15 protein-coding genes are annotated in these 12,902 nt (G+C 61.6%); 12 read left to right on the forward strand and 3 right to left on the reverse strand.

The window, feature by feature from the left end; translation table 11 throughout:
* The first annotated feature begins 141 nt into the window (after positions 1-141).
* The 4 genes from I8J29_RS25100 (at position 142) to I8J29_RS25115 (ending at position 2,200) form a co-directional block, all read left to right on the forward strand.
* On the forward strand, positions 142-543 hold the full coding sequence (locus I8J29_RS25100) for a hypothetical protein (protein WP_208850163.1): 402 nt from the start codon (positions 142-144) through the stop codon (positions 541-543).
* Between the two features lie 33 nt (positions 544-576).
* Entirely contained in the window at positions 577-888 is a 312-nt protein-coding gene (locus I8J29_RS25105) for a hypothetical protein (protein WP_208850164.1), read from the forward strand.
* 297 nt (positions 889-1,185) lie between these two features.
* A complete protein-coding gene (locus I8J29_RS25110; RefSeq protein WP_208850165.1) occupies positions 1,186-1,686 on the forward strand; it encodes a CcdC protein domain-containing protein in 501 nt (166 codons plus the stop codon).
* Between the two features lie 34 nt (positions 1,687-1,720).
* Entirely contained in the window at positions 1,721-2,200 is a 480-nt protein-coding gene (locus I8J29_RS25115; protein ID WP_208850166.1) for a hypothetical protein, read from the forward strand.
* Here the strand turns inward: I8J29_RS25115 and I8J29_RS25120 are convergent.
* Positions 2,172-2,657 carry a heme-degrading domain-containing protein gene (locus tag I8J29_RS25120; RefSeq protein ID WP_208850167.1) on the reverse strand — a complete coding sequence of 162 codons (486 nt, stop codon included), beginning with the start codon at positions 2,655-2,657 and terminating at the stop codon, positions 2,172-2,174. The genes I8J29_RS25115 and I8J29_RS25120 overlap by 29 nt on opposite strands.
* A complete protein-coding gene (locus I8J29_RS25125; protein ID WP_240546478.1) occupies positions 2,654-3,433 on the reverse strand; it encodes a sugar phosphate isomerase/epimerase family protein in 780 nt (259 codons plus the stop codon). Before I8J29_RS25125 ends, I8J29_RS25120 begins: the two co-directional genes overlap by 4 nt.
* 268 nt (positions 3,434-3,701) lie before the next feature.
* Here I8J29_RS25125 and I8J29_RS25130 point away from each other — a divergent pair, with 268 nt between their 5' ends.
* Positions 3,702-4,742: a LacI family DNA-binding transcriptional regulator gene (locus I8J29_RS25130; RefSeq protein ID WP_208850169.1), complete on the forward strand. Its 1,041-nt coding sequence runs from the start codon at positions 3,702-3,704 to the stop codon at positions 4,740-4,742.
* 242 nt (positions 4,743-4,984) lie between these two features.
* Here I8J29_RS25130 and I8J29_RS25135 read toward each other — a convergent pair whose 3' ends face one another.
* Positions 4,985-5,815: a 3-keto-disaccharide hydrolase gene (locus I8J29_RS25135; protein WP_208850170.1), complete on the reverse strand. Its 831-nt coding sequence runs from the start codon at positions 5,813-5,815 to the stop codon at positions 4,985-4,987.
* A gap of 556 nt (positions 5,816-6,371) precedes the next feature.
* On the opposite strand from I8J29_RS25135, the gene I8J29_RS25140 reads away from it, so the two are divergent.
* The 7 genes from I8J29_RS25140 (at position 6,372) to I8J29_RS25170 (ending at position 12,818) form a co-directional block, all read left to right on the forward strand.
* The gene (locus I8J29_RS25140; RefSeq protein ID WP_208850171.1) at positions 6,372-8,081 is read left to right on the forward strand and encodes an extracellular solute-binding protein; all 1,710 of its coding nucleotides are present in this window, start codon (positions 6,372-6,374) and stop codon (positions 8,079-8,081) included.
* A 93-nt stretch (positions 8,082-8,174) separates the two neighbouring features.
* The gene (locus I8J29_RS25145) at positions 8,175-9,092 is read left to right on the forward strand and encodes an ABC transporter permease (RefSeq protein WP_208850172.1); all 918 of its coding nucleotides are present in this window, start codon (positions 8,175-8,177) and stop codon (positions 9,090-9,092) included.
* A gap of 14 nt (positions 9,093-9,106) precedes the next feature.
* Positions 9,107-10,006, forward strand: coding sequence for a carbohydrate ABC transporter permease (locus I8J29_RS25150; RefSeq protein ID WP_208850173.1), 900 nt, complete (start codon positions 9,107-9,109; stop codon positions 10,004-10,006).
* A 17-nt stretch (positions 10,007-10,023) separates the two neighbouring features.
* Complete coding sequence (locus tag I8J29_RS25155; RefSeq protein WP_208850174.1) at positions 10,024-10,938, forward strand: NAD-dependent epimerase/dehydratase family protein; 915 nt, start codon at positions 10,024-10,026, stop codon at positions 10,936-10,938.
* Positions 10,939-10,969: 31 nt separating this feature from the next.
* On the forward strand, positions 10,970-11,422 hold the full coding sequence (locus tag I8J29_RS25160; RefSeq protein ID WP_208850175.1) for a VOC family protein: 453 nt from the start codon (positions 10,970-10,972) through the stop codon (positions 11,420-11,422).
* A 40-nt stretch (positions 11,423-11,462) separates the two neighbouring features.
* On the forward strand, positions 11,463-12,329 hold the full coding sequence (locus I8J29_RS25165) for a TolB family protein (RefSeq protein WP_208850176.1): 867 nt from the start codon (positions 11,463-11,465) through the stop codon (positions 12,327-12,329).
* 45 nt (positions 12,330-12,374) lie between these two features.
* Positions 12,375-12,818 (forward strand): VOC family protein, encoded by a 444-nt coding sequence (locus I8J29_RS25170; protein WP_090648649.1) that lies wholly within the window; start codon positions 12,375-12,377, stop codon positions 12,816-12,818.
* The last annotated feature ends 84 nt before the right edge of the window (positions 12,819-12,902 follow it).

Raw genomic sequence — 12,902 nt, forward strand, 5'->3', positions numbered from 1 at the left:
GTTTTTCGGCGCGGCGCGCGAACTTTCATCCGATCTTCATGATGCGGACGAACCGGCGTGGTAATATGAATGAACAAGGAATATTTAAACTAAATCTAAATATAATGATTGCAGATGCAGCGAATAAGGAGGACGATTCGAATGACGCATTATTTTTCCGATGAGGCTTACGTGTTCTGGGACGATGTGCTGGAGGCGGTCGTCATTCGCTGGCACGCCATGGCGGAGATGGACCGGCTGAGCGCCGTCATGACCCGCGCGATCGAGCTGGCGAAGGCGAAGCGGGCGCGCAAAGTGCTCGTCGATACCCGACATCTCGCGGGGCTGTCCCCGCAGGACGCGCGCTGGATGACCGAGGAATGGAGCGCCCGGCTCGCGGAAGCGGGCATTCGGTACGCGGCCGCCGCATTGCCGGATTTCGCGAATCCGCTGATGACGAAGTCCGAGCATCGGAACGCGGCGACGGCGGAGCAGACCGAGCTGCTGCATCCGTTCCCGGAGCTGAATCAAGCGATCGCGTGGCTGTCGGGCATTCCCGCCTGAGCCGCGGCGGGGCCTCGCGCGCTAAGCGGACGCATGGCGAAGCTTGCGCGGCGCTGCTCTCGGCATGACGATGCCGTCGCGGCCGAAGCGGCGGCGCAGCGCTCATGTTCGCTGGCCGAAGACCATTCAAAAGACGATCCGCCTACGAAAGTTGATGGCGCGTCGCCGCGCTATGAAAGAGCAGCCGAATTCGGCTGCTCTTTTTGGCTAGATCAGACGCGCTTGCGATTGCCGTTGCCGCGGTCGCCGATCGAACACGCCAATGCCCGCGTCGCAGCCCGGATTCGCGGCGGTAAGGGACGGGCCGCACATGGATCGCCGCCTTTTGTTCATATTAAAGAATAGACCGGTCCGTGACCGCTAAGCCTTCTAATGGAAATGATTTCGGTTCCCGGCCCTTGATAGAAGAACTATCCGGCGCTTGCGCTGCGTCTATATATACATAGGACGCCTTCTTGCGGGGAACAAGATCAGGAATTGCAGTTCTCTTGACGATAAATACATAATTGTTTACTATATTTAGGGGCGAATCAAAAGTTGTTTTCGGAATATCATCGATTCATTCGTTGTTCTATATTAAGTATGATATATATATATTTACTTTATTCTTAGTTCACCCGATATGAACAAAGGAGTGGTTTCATGGACGCGCCGACATTAATCGGCTACGGCATCGCCGCCGTCGTGATCGTGCTGGTCATTTGGCTGAGATCCCGGGGGAAGCGCCGGCCGGTTCGAAACAACGGCATCGGCATGCTGATGCCCGTTTTCCTGCTGCTGGCCGCTTTCGGCTTCAGCATCAACGCGCTGACGCAGATTCCGGATCATCCGTTCCATATGCCGGCCGCCTGGGAGCTGCTGTGCGCCTTGCTGGTCGGCTGCGGCCTCGGGTCGATCATGCTGTACCATACCGGGTACGAGAAGCTGGCGGACGGGCTTGTGTACGCGAAGCCGAATAAAAATTTCAAATACGTCCTTATCGCGATCGTCGTCATTCGGATCGCGCTGTCGGAGTACTTCAAAGGACTGGATTATACCGAATTCACGCTGCTGACGATGGTGCTGGCGTTCGCGTACGTCTGCGTGTGGCGAGTCGGCAGCTTCGTCAAGTTCCGCCAGGCGCGGCTGACGGCGGCCGAATGAGGCTCCGAGTTGCCCAAGGGAGGGGGAAAGCGTCATGACGAACCCGCAAGCGACCTGCCGGCTATGCGCCAGGATGAGTCTTGAGCAGACAAGCTGCGACCTGTACGGCCCGATGCTGCCGGACGAGCTGGACGACGCGGCGCTCGGCCGCATGTGCGTCCGTCTCGGACAATTCGTCCGGCGGCTTCATGGCGGGACGAGCGGGATCGGCCTTCCGCGGAGAAGCGGGTCCGGCATGGAGGCGGCGGATGAAGGCGGGATGGACGGAGATCGGGAATTTCGCGTGCTTCGCGGCATCCCGGTCGAGGAGTGGGGCGACTTATCTCCGAACGCGAAGCCGCCTCGCGGGCAGCGGCTTCGGGATGAAGAAGACCGGCATGAACATGCCGGTCCCTGGGAGGCCGCCGATCGTGGGCGGCACCGCGCATCCCGCCGCGACGCCGATGAGCCGGATCCGGAGGAGACGATTCCGGACGAGGCGTTCTTTAACGCCCCGCCGCGAGATAGTCGCTGAGCACCGACGCGACCAGCCGATGATCGCCGTCTCCGGTCAAGCCGGAAACGGCGATCGTGCCGATCGCGCCCGCGCCGCGCACGCGGATCGGAAATGCGCCGTTATACGGCGCATACAAGGACGGATCGAGAAAGTAGCGTTCGGCGATCGTCCGGCCCGATGCGCGCAGCTCGACTTCCAGCCGGTAGGAGCTGCACAGGAAGCGTTCCGCGACCCGCGCTTTCCGCGCCACCCAGTCGTCGTTATCGGCGGAGGTTCCCGGACACGCGTAATGGAAGAGCTGCTGGGAACCTCTTCGGATGTCGATCGTCACGGCTTGTCCCGATGCGGTCGCCCGATCGGCGAGCTCCAGTCCGAGCCGCAGGGCGGTGTCGTTCGTGAACGCGTCGAATTGCAGCTCGGCTTCTTCCCGCGCGAGCGCTTCGAGCAGCTCCGCGTCGTTCAGGCTTCCCTTCATAGCGCGATCCCGAGCTCCGCGGCGACGCCGGAGAGGTGTGAGGCCGCTTCGCGGTAGTCTTCGTTCGTCGACAGATGCTCGATCATCAGCGGCGTATCGGGATGCAGCCGGTTCAGTTCGGCCAGGAACGTCCGATAATCCAGCCGGCCCAGGCCCGGCCGCACTTCGTCCAGATGCACGGTCAAGCTTCCGCGCAGGAGGATGTCCTTGGCGTGGCAGTTGCGGATGTAAGGACCGAGCTTGGCGAAGAAGTCGCGGATGATGTCGCCGTTGCGGTAATAGGCGCGGGGGCTGCTGATGATGTTGACGGGATCGAAATGCACGCCGAAGCCCGTCCGGTCGATCGATCGCACGAGCGACAGGTAGGCGTCCGCGGAATCGGGCAAGGCCCATGGCATCATTTCCAGCGCGAAGACCGTTCGCGCCGGCTTGACGGCGTCGATGATCTCGCGGACCGTATCCACGATCAGGGCATAGGTGTCCTCGGTGAAATTGTCGGGGTCGGGGCCGTCCCATTGTTCCCCGCGCGAGCCCGAGATGTTGACGCAGCAGCGCGCGCCGATCCGTTCGGCCAGCGCGAGCCGCCGTTTGCAATAGTCGACGGCCTTCCGTCTCGTCTCGTCGTCCCGGCTGATCGGATTGCTCCAGGCGCCGACTTCGGCGATCAAGATGTCGTGCCGCCGCGCCATCGCCATGTACGCGTCGAGCTCGGAATCGTCTTCATCGCCGCCGACCGGGCATGTCGCCGCGCGGAAGCCGGCTTCCTTCAAGGCCATTGTCCAAGTCTCCGGATTTTGTTCATTTACAAACACTTGACCGCCAAGACGCATCGTTATCCCTTCCTTTGCGAGGAGTGTCATCTAGCAAGGTGCCTTCAAACTGTGTCTAGCATATCATAAACACGTGTTTATGCAAGAGTTGCGGTGTTAATAATGGTGTTAAGGCTCGTCAATGCCTGCCGTTATGCGAAAGAGATTGACAATCGAGAAACCGGATGTGTATCATTACTGCGTAAACACGCGTTCATGACAAAGGATGGATTGGATGAAAAAGACGGACATCAACAGCACGGAGATCGCTCGGCTAGCCGGGGTTTCCAGAAGCACGGTAAGCCGGGTCATCAACAATTACGCCAATGTGCCTCCGGAGACGCGTGACAAAGTGTTGAAAGTGATCGAGGAGCATAATTATTTCCCGAACGCCTCCGCCCAAGTGCTCGCCGGCAAGCGTTCCCGCACGATCGGGCTCTTCATGATCGAGCAGGGCAGGGTATCCGGCGACATCTTGACCAACATGCTCATCGTAAGCGTCATCGAGCACGCGTCCGAGTACGGCTACTACGTGCTGACCCATATTCTCCGCGACGCGAAGGATGCCGAGCTGATCAAAGGGGTCCGGGAGATCTTCTATCAGCGCCGGATCGACGGCGGCATCTTCATCGGCGCGGACAATCCCGAGCCGTTCATCGAGGAACTGATCGCCGAAGGGTTCGCGATCGGCGTCGTCGATCAGGAGCTTCCGGAGCATCCGGAGCCGAACCGAATCGTGCTCAATTTCAACAACGATTCGGGCATGAAGCAGGCCGTGGCTTATTTGGCCGGGCTTGGGCATACGAACATCGGCATCATTAACGGCGACATGAAGCGGCTGTCGGGCGTGACCAAATTCGAGGGCTTCAAGATGGCGATGCGCATGTGCGGCCTTCAGGTGAACCCGAGATGGGTGCTCGACGGCGACTTTAACGAAACGGGCGGCTACGAAGCGATCCAGACGCTGCTGGACCGGCGGGAGGATTTGCCGACGGCCATCGTGGCGGCCAACGACAGCGTCGCCTTCGGCGCCATCCGGGCGCTTAAGGAACGCGGCTTGCGCGTGCCGGGCGATATCTCGATCATCGGCTTCGACGATCATGCGCTGAGCGAGAAGCATCACCCGGCGCTGACGACGATTCGCGTCGACCTCGGCGACATGATGAAACGCATGACGGCGTATTTGATTACGAAAATCGAGCAGAAATCGCCCGGCGCGAAGGAAATCACGCTGGATTGCAGCCTGGTCGTCAGAGATTCGTGCCGGAGAGTTTGATCCGGCCGGTCGGGCGGATTCGCCGACAATCCCTGCGTCAAGCGCGTCGTCGCGATTTCGCTCGACGCGCCAAAAAAGACTCGCGGCATCGCCGCGGGTCTTTTTGCGCTGCCAGGGCGCAAGCGAGGCAAGCGGCGCGCGGCGCAACCGGAGCAACGCCGGCGCCAAGCCGAGGCGGCAAATCCGGCGTAAGCGGGAATTAAGCCGCGCCCGGCACGCGCCGAGCCCGTCCGGGTCGCGGCCTACAGCTCCCGAATCCGGATGCCGCGCCACCTGCAGGCGGCGTTCGGTCCCCAGCGGGCATCGCCCATGCCGGGATCGTTGTCGTGAATTTCGAAGGCGATGCGGCCTTTGGCGCCCAGCAGCTCCCGGACCGCGGCGGCGTCGTAGGACGGATGCTCCAAGGCGGCCGCGTCCAGCTCGGCGACCCTCAGGCCGTTCACGTGGACGGTGATTCGCGGCGACGCCCCTTCCACGCGAATGCGGAACGTATTCCAATCGTCCCATTTCCAGACGGACAGGAAGTCCTCGCCCGAGGCGGCGTAGTCGAGAATCGCCGGCTTGTCGGACGTGAGCGGCTCGATGGAAGCCGCGGGATCTTCCGGCTGCAGCCCGACCGGCTTGCCCTGTTCGTCGTATACGGCGTCCAGGGTAAACGCAATGCCGTGAAAGCCGCCGATGCCGTTGCCGTACAGGCCGCCGATATTCCCGGAACGGCGATGATCGAGCAAGATCTGGAAGCCCTGCGAGCCCAACGCGGAAGCGCGTACGAGAATGCCGGTATCCGCGGGCCAGTCGGGCCGGGCTTCCACTTCCAATTCGAAATCGCCGTACAGGCCGTCGCTGACCAGATAACCGCCGTATCCGCATCCGGGCGGATCCTGCCGGCCCGCGATCGCGCCGTCCTCGACCGTCCACTTGCCCGACGTCGCCGCTGCCTTCTTGTAAGCTTCGGCGTCTTTGTCCGGTCCGGGTCCGCCGGGGTAGCGGGGGACGGGCAGGCGCGGGACGGCATGCCAGCCCGCAAGCGTGCGGCCGTCGAACAATGGGCGAAACCCTTCGTCGTTCGTCATAAGGTTGACCTCCTTGCCGCATGGCTGCTTTTCGGAACGCCGCGCGTGTTCGAAACGGCGAACGCGGACAGCGCCCGATTGGGAGAAGTTTCAAGTCATTATAACATAAACGCGTGTTTATTCAATTCAAATTTCGGAATCGGTCAGATGTTTTTGGAAAAACCTTATAATTTAGAGATTGACAGCGTTTTTATTCGTTGTGTATGATGGGCTCGTGGACACGTGTTTATGCCAATTGCGTAAATTGCTGGCAGTCCTGCCGTTGTGTTCGGCCTGTTGCATAGTCCGGATAAGACGGGGAGCAACCGGAACGGCTGTGGTGGAAATGCTTGTTTTTCGGGTTGTTTCCGGCACATAAGCCTGCCTGGCAGCAAATTCGATCGCAGAACAGGGCTTAGTTTTCGCGTAGATAGGGGGTCCTGTATCACTGGAAATAAACGCGTGTTTATGGACATTTCGGGCAGAGAAAGGAGACGGCGGCCGGAAGCAAGCGCAGCTGCAGCGCCGGCGATAGGAGTCAGGTCAAGATCGCATAGACGATAAGGAGGAGTTGTACGTGAAGAAGAGAAGACCCGGAAGCGCCTTACCGCATGTTCTGGCAGGCTTGCTCATGGTGTTGGCTCTCTCCGCTTGTGAAACCGCTGACAATTCGGGCGCGGGCAAGGGGGCGGAAGACGCGCAAGAGAACGCGGGAAGCGCCGACGCCGGCATGGATCCCGCGAATCCGACGGCCCCTTACGGCAAGCCGGTCACGATGTCGTGGGCCGTGCAAACGGCGGCCGCTTCCAAGCTGCTGGACGGCGATACGTGGGAGGACAACCGGTGGAGCCAGTTGATCAAGGACAAACTCAACATCGATCTGAAGGTGGCGTTCTCCGCCGACAGCAGCACCGACGCGTATAAAAACAAGCTCAACGCCGTCATCGCTTCCGGCGACCTGCCCGACGTGTTCAAGACGCAGGACGCGAACGTCTTCCTGCAGCTGGCGCAGAGCGGGCAGCTGGCCGATTTGACCGACGTCTTCGACAAGTACGCTTCGGATTCGCTCAAAGCGTACAAGGAGCGGTTCGCCGATTCGTTCGCCGGCGCCACCATCGACGGCAAGCTGTACGCCATCCCGCGGATGAACGACAACTTCCACGAAGCGCCGTTCCTGTGGATCCGGGAGGACTGGCTGAAGAACACCCACTCGGAGCCGCCGAAGACGGTCGAGGAGATGGTCGCGCTGGCCGAGAAGTTCGCGACCGGCGACCCGGACGGCAACGGCATCAACGGCGACACGTACGGGCTCGCCCTCAACAAGGATCTCATCCGCCAGAACCACGGCAGCATCCTCGGCCTCGTGTCCGCGTTCGGCGTACCGGGCAGGGACGAGAGCATGTTCTATCGCGACGAGAACGGCAAGATGACGTTCAGCTGGATCCAGCCGAATACGAAGAAGGCGCTCGCCGTGCTCGCCGACATGTACAAGAAGGGCTTCATCAATAAAGAATTCACGTCCAAGAACGAGTCGGCCCTCGTCGAAGACATCACGAGCGGCAAGATCGGGATGGCGTACGGCAGCAACTGGGGAACCTGGTACCCCTACAACAACGTGTACAAGAAGGACGGCGTCATCGTGCATCCGTACGCGATCCCGACGGAAGCGGGCTACGACTACAAAATCGGCATCGAGAGCAATGCCGTCGGCCAGATGACGATGGTCAGCGCGGACTACAAGCATCCCGAAGCGGCGATCAAAATCCTCGACTTGTACGACCAAACCGTGAATTACTCGTCGAAGGACGATTATCTCAAGTACTGGGCCGACGAGCAGTACCGCCTGTCCCCGCTCTATATCGACCAGCCGGGCGAGGTGTACGCGGCCGATCTGCTGAAGGCGTTCGACAAAGGCTCCTCCGACGGCCTCGCGCCGGCCGCGAAGCCGCTGTACGACTATATCCAAGGCTTCGAGGACGGCTCGCTCGCCAAGGACGACAACGCGTTCGGCACGTGGGGCCAGATGTCCAAATCGGGCTCGCTGCCCATCGTCCTGAACAAGTACATGCCCGATAACGCGATCGTCCAGAGCATTCTGGGCATTCAGCGGCCGGAAACGTGGCTGACGAACGTGGCGTCGCTCGATACCTTGACGATTACGGCCTTTACCGATATCATCACCGGCGCCAAGCCCGTCGATTCCTTCGACGGCTTCGTGCAGCAGTGGCTGAAGGCGGGCGGCCAGCAGACGCTCGACGAGCTGGATCGGATGTATCCGGCGAAATAGTTCCCTCCCGATGGCGAAGCGCGGCCGCCGGCCGGACGTTCGGCCGGCGGCGCGGCGGCGCTTCGCTTACCATTCCAGAAGGCGGTGGCAAGGATGTTCGCGAGCCTGAAACGAAAAGACAAGCTGATGCGGGAGCTGCCGCTCTACGCCATGCTGCTTCCCGCCGTCGTGCTGGTGGCCGTCTACAGCTACGGCTCCATGGCCGGCGTCGTGATCGCGTTCCAGAAATTCATCCCGGCGAAAGGGCTGTTCGGCCCCCAGCAGTGGGTAGGATTCAAAAACTTCGATACGCTGTTTTCCATGCCCAACATCGGGCCGGTCATCCGCAACACGGTCGTGATCGCCCTCTCCAAAATGGTCGCGGGCGTCGTCGTGCCGGTCGCGTTCGCGCTGCTGCTGAACGAAGTCCGGAGCCTGCTCGCCAAGCGCGTTTTCCAGACGCTGGTTTATCTGCCGCATTTCTTGTCGTGGGTCATCCTGTCCGGCATTCTGATCAACCTGCTGTCGCCGAGCGAAGGGTTCGTGAACGTCCTGCTGGCCAAGCTCGGCATCGAGCCGATCTTCTTCCTCGGCAATCCGGACGCGTTCCCGGCCACGATGGTCGTCGCGGACATCTGGAAGAGCTTCGGCTTCGGCTCGGTCATCTACCTGGCAGCGCTTACGGGCATCGATCCCGCGCTCTACGAGGCCGCGGTCATCGACGGCGCGAACCGCTGGCGGCAAACCTGGCACATCACCTTGCCCGGCATCGCCTCGATCGTCGTCCTGATGAGCGTGCTCGGCCTCGCCAACATCCTGAACGGCGGCTTCGACCAGATCTATAACATGTACAGTCCCGTGGTGTATTCCACCGGCGATATTCTGGACACGTTCGTGTTCCGGCTCGGCATCGAGCAGGCGCAATATTCGCTGTCCACGGCCGCGGGCTTGTTCAAATCCGGCGTCTCGCTCGTCTTCATCGTGGCGTCCTATTACTTGGCCGACAAATTCACCGGCTACAAAGTCTTCTGACGGAGGACAGGACTATGAGAATCAAGGCTTCGGTGCCGCGCAGGCTGTTTCTGGCGGCCAACCTCGTATTTTTGCTCGTCGTCGCGCTGCTGTGCATCGCGCCTTTCATTAATTTGCTCGCGGTGTCGTTCTCCGACAAGACCGCGGTCGCGGCGGGAGAGGTGACGTTCTTCCCCGTCGGCTTCACGACGGTCTCGTACGAATTCATCACGAATACGTCGAAGTTCTTCATGTCGCTGCTGGTCTCGCTGCGCCGGACGGCGCTCGGGGTGCCGATCAACCTCCTGCTGATCATCCTGACCGCGTACCCGCTGTCCAAGTCGCGGACGGATTTCAGGGCGCGCAGCCTGTTCTCCTGGTTCTTCGTCGTGACCATCCTGTTCAACGCCGGCCTGATTCCGACCTACATGGTCGTGAAGAGCACCGGACTGATCGACTCCGTCTGGTCGCTCGTGCTGCCCGGGGCGCTTCCCGTGTTCAGCATGCTGGTCGTCATGAACTACATGCGCAGCCTGCCGAAGGAATTGCTGGAGGCGGCCTACATCGACGGCGCGGGCCATGTGCAGACGCTGCTCCGGGTCGTGCTGCCGGTCTCGGCGCCGACGATCGCGACCGTCACGCTGTTCGCGTTCGTCGATCATTGGAACAGCTGGTTCGACGGGATGATCTATATGAACCAGATCGAGAAGTACCCGCTCCAGACGTATCTGCAGACCGTCGTCGTGAATCCGGAGGAATTCATTCGCAACAATACCGACCTGAGCGGCAATTTGTCCAAGTACCTGTCGCTCGTCAGCGCGCGGACGACCGGGGCGGCGCAAATGTTCCTCGCGATGATCCCGATTCTGTGCATCTATCCGTACCTGCAGAAGTATTTCACGACCGGGCTCGTGATGGGGAGCGTCAAAGAATAAGCGAAGGGAGCAAGACGATGAAAGTATTCGTAACGGGAGGGACCGGCTTCATCGGTTCGTACGTCGTCAAGGAGCTGCTGGACCACGGCCACGAGCTGACGCTGCTGGCGCGGAACGTCGGCAAGGTGCCGGCCTTCGTCAATCACGACCGCATCCGGCTGGTCGCCGGCACCATGGACGATGCCGATGTCATCGCATCGGCGCTCGCGGGGCAGGACGCCTGCGTGCACGTCGCGCTCGCGTGGCTGGACGGGACGGCCATGGACAACATGACGCGCGAAACGATGCCCTCCGTCCGGTTGTTCCAGCTGGCGGCGGAAGCCGGCGTGCGCAAAATCATCTTCACCTCGTCGATCGCCAGCTTCGGCTCGGCCCCTCACGACGACAGGGGCTATATCAAGCCGGCGTCCTATTACGGCGCCGCTAAGGCCGCGACGGAAGCGTATCTCCTCGCGATCGCCGCGCAGTACGGGATTCAGGCGAACATCGTCCGGCCGGGCTACACGTTCGGCAATCCTTGCGTGGAAGGCGGGCCGCTCTATCCCGACCTGAAGCTGGTCCGGATGGTGCGGAGCGCGCTGGCCGGCGAGGACATGACCTTCGTCCGGAACGACGGCACGCAGTTCATCTGGGCGGGCGATCTCGCGAAGGTGTACGCCGAGCTGCTTCATTCGGATACGCTGAACCGCGGCTACTACACGTCCGTCAGCACCGAGTTCCGCACGTGGGCGCAAATCGCGGGCATGGCGGTCGACCTCCTCGGTTCCGGCAGCCGGATCGCGCTGGAGGACAAGGGCCGTCCCGAGCCCGGGGAGCGGCCGATCGACGTGTCCCGCATCGAGGAAACGTTCGGCTTCGCGTTCAAGGCGGACGAACGGATGGCGGAGCATCTGCGCTACTTAAGCACGTTGGAAGCGAAGGCGGGCGCGTAAGCCCGCGTCAGACCGAAAGGATGGGATAGCCATGGAAAATCAGATCGGCTTCGAAGGATTCATTCAAATCGCGATCGTCGTGGACGACATCGGGAAGGCCGCCGAGACGTGGGCGAATTTGTTCGGCGTGCCCGTGCCGGAGATCCGCGTCCAGCTTCCTTCGCATAATCCGGACTTGACGTATCGCGGCCAGCCGGCGTATTACGGCCTCAAGCTGGCGGTGATCCGGGCCGGCGGCTTCGTCATCGAGCTTCACGAGCCGGACGAACACCCCAGCACGTTCCGGGAGTTTCTGGACAAACACGGCAACGGCGTGCACCATCTCGGCTTTCAAGTCGGGGAACGGCGGGACGCCGTCGTCGGCGAGCTGGAGCGGATGGGCTACGCGATGCGGACGATCGGGTATTACCCCGGCAGCAGCTGGACGATCGTCGACAGCGAGGACGACTTGGGCGTAAACCTGAATATCAAGCCCCGCGCATAGCCGGCTTGCGACGGAAGACGAAACCGAAGGAGACGGGACAATGAAACGACCGAACGAACCGCAGCGCGTGACCAGCATATTGGAAACGGTCGACGTACGGACCGGCGAACGCGTCGCGCTGGCCGAATTCGACGAACGGATCGAAGCGCCGAACTGGACGCGGGACGGCAAGCTTCTCTATAACAGCCAAGGGCATCTCTTCGCCTTCGATCTCGCGACGCGCGAAGCGTCGCCGATCGACTCCGGCTATGCGGACCGGTGCAACAACGACCACGTGCTCTCGCCCGACCACGAGCGCTTGGCGGTCAGCCATCATACCCGCGAGGACGGCGGATCCCGCATCTACGTCCTGCCGGCGCGGGGCGGCGAGCCCGCGCTCATCACGCCGCTGGCGCCCAGCTATCTCCATGGCTGGTCGCCCGACGGGCGCACGCTCGCCTACTGCGGGGAGCGGAACGGCGAGTACGACATTTACACAATTCCGGCAAGCGGCGGCGTGGAGACGCGGCTGACGGACGCGCCTGGCCTGAACGACGGACCCGAATATTCCCCGGACGGGCGGCATATTTGGTTCAATTCGGTGCGGACGGGGCTTATGCAGCTGTGGCGCATGAACGCGGACGGAAGCGAGCAAGCGCAAATGACGTTCGACGACGACAGCAACAGCTGGTTTCCGCACGTATCCCCGGACGGCCGGACGATCGCGTATCTCGCTTACCGCAAGGGCGACGTCGCCCCGGGCGAGCATCCCGCGAACAAGGACGTCGAAATCCGGCTCATGCCGAGCGCCGGCGGCGCATACCGCACGCTGGTCGGCTTGTTCGGCGGCCAAGGCACGCTCAACGTCCATTCCTGGTCGCCCGACGGCAGCCGGCTGGCGTTCGTCAGCTACCGGCTCGGAGAATAGCGCCGGTTCGGGCGGGCGTCCCGATAACGAAAAGGAGGAATTAACATGGAGAAGGCTATTTTGGGAGCGCCGTTCGTCTGCCAGATCGCGATGATCGTGCGCGACGCGCAGAAGGCGGCAAGCCGGTTCGCGGAGCTGCTGAACGTTCCGGTTCCGCAGGTCGTGACGGCCAACGCGGACGGCAGCGATACGGTCACGTACATGGGCCGGCCGACGGAAGGAAGGGTGAAGCTGGCATTCTTTCATCTGGATAACGTGGTCGTGGAATTCATCGAGCCGACCGAGGATCCGACGACCTGGAAGGACTTCCTGGCCGAGAAAGGTCCGGGCGTCCATCACATCGCCTTCAAGGCCAAGAACCGGATGCTCGAAACCGCGGCCGAGCTGGAGCGATTCGGCTATCCGCTGATCCAGCACGGCGATAAATACGCCTACCTGGAGAGCACCGAGGAGCTGGGCGTCATCCTCGAGCTGCTCGACATCGATTAAGGCTTGACGGCATTCCGCTCAAGACCGGCCAAGGCGAGAGAGGCCCCTTAGCGAAACGAACGCCCGCGGACTGCGTCCGCGGGC

It is taken from the genome of Paenibacillus artemisiicola (genome assembly GCF_017652985.1).
Lineage (GTDB): Bacteria > Bacillota > Bacilli > Paenibacillales > Paenibacillaceae > Paenibacillus_Z > Paenibacillus_Z artemisiicola.

What these genes read in the sequence shown, in the direction of transcription:
- I8J29_RS25100 (WP_208850163.1), top strand. Translation starts at nt 142, where the DNA reads ATGACGCATTATTTTTCCGATGAGGCTTACGTGTTCTGGGACGATGTG.
- I8J29_RS25105 (WP_208850164.1), top strand. Translation starts at nt 577, where the DNA reads ATGGCGAAGCTTGCGCGGCGCTGCTCTCGGCATGACGATGCCGTCGCG.
- I8J29_RS25110 (WP_208850165.1), top strand. Translation starts at nt 1,186, where the DNA reads ATGGACGCGCCGACATTAATCGGCTACGGCATCGCCGCCGTCGTGATC.
- I8J29_RS25115 (WP_208850166.1), top strand. Translation starts at nt 1,721, where the DNA reads ATGACGAACCCGCAAGCGACCTGCCGGCTATGCGCCAGGATGAGTCTT.
- I8J29_RS25120 (WP_208850167.1), bottom strand. Translation starts at nt 2,657, where the DNA reads ATGAAGGGAAGCCTGAACGACGCGGAGCTGCTCGAAGCGCTCGCGCGG.
- I8J29_RS25125 (WP_240546478.1), bottom strand. Translation starts at nt 3,433, where the DNA reads ATGGCCTTGAAGGAAGCCGGCTTCCGCGCGGCGACATGCCCGGTCGGC.
- I8J29_RS25130 (WP_208850169.1), top strand. Translation starts at nt 3,702, where the DNA reads ATGAAAAAGACGGACATCAACAGCACGGAGATCGCTCGGCTAGCCGGG.
- I8J29_RS25135 (WP_208850170.1), bottom strand. Translation starts at nt 5,815, where the DNA reads ATGACGAACGACGAAGGGTTTCGCCCATTGTTCGACGGCCGCACGCTT.
- I8J29_RS25145 (WP_208850172.1), top strand. Translation starts at nt 8,175, where the DNA reads ATGTTCGCGAGCCTGAAACGAAAAGACAAGCTGATGCGGGAGCTGCCG.
- I8J29_RS25150 (WP_208850173.1), top strand. Translation starts at nt 9,107, where the DNA reads ATGAGAATCAAGGCTTCGGTGCCGCGCAGGCTGTTTCTGGCGGCCAAC.
- I8J29_RS25155 (WP_208850174.1), top strand. Translation starts at nt 10,024, where the DNA reads ATGAAAGTATTCGTAACGGGAGGGACCGGCTTCATCGGTTCGTACGTC.
- I8J29_RS25160 (WP_208850175.1), top strand. Translation starts at nt 10,970, where the DNA reads ATGGAAAATCAGATCGGCTTCGAAGGATTCATTCAAATCGCGATCGTC.
- I8J29_RS25165 (WP_208850176.1), top strand. Translation starts at nt 11,463, where the DNA reads ATGAAACGACCGAACGAACCGCAGCGCGTGACCAGCATATTGGAAACG.
- I8J29_RS25170 (WP_090648649.1), top strand. Translation starts at nt 12,375, where the DNA reads ATGGAGAAGGCTATTTTGGGAGCGCCGTTCGTCTGCCAGATCGCGATG.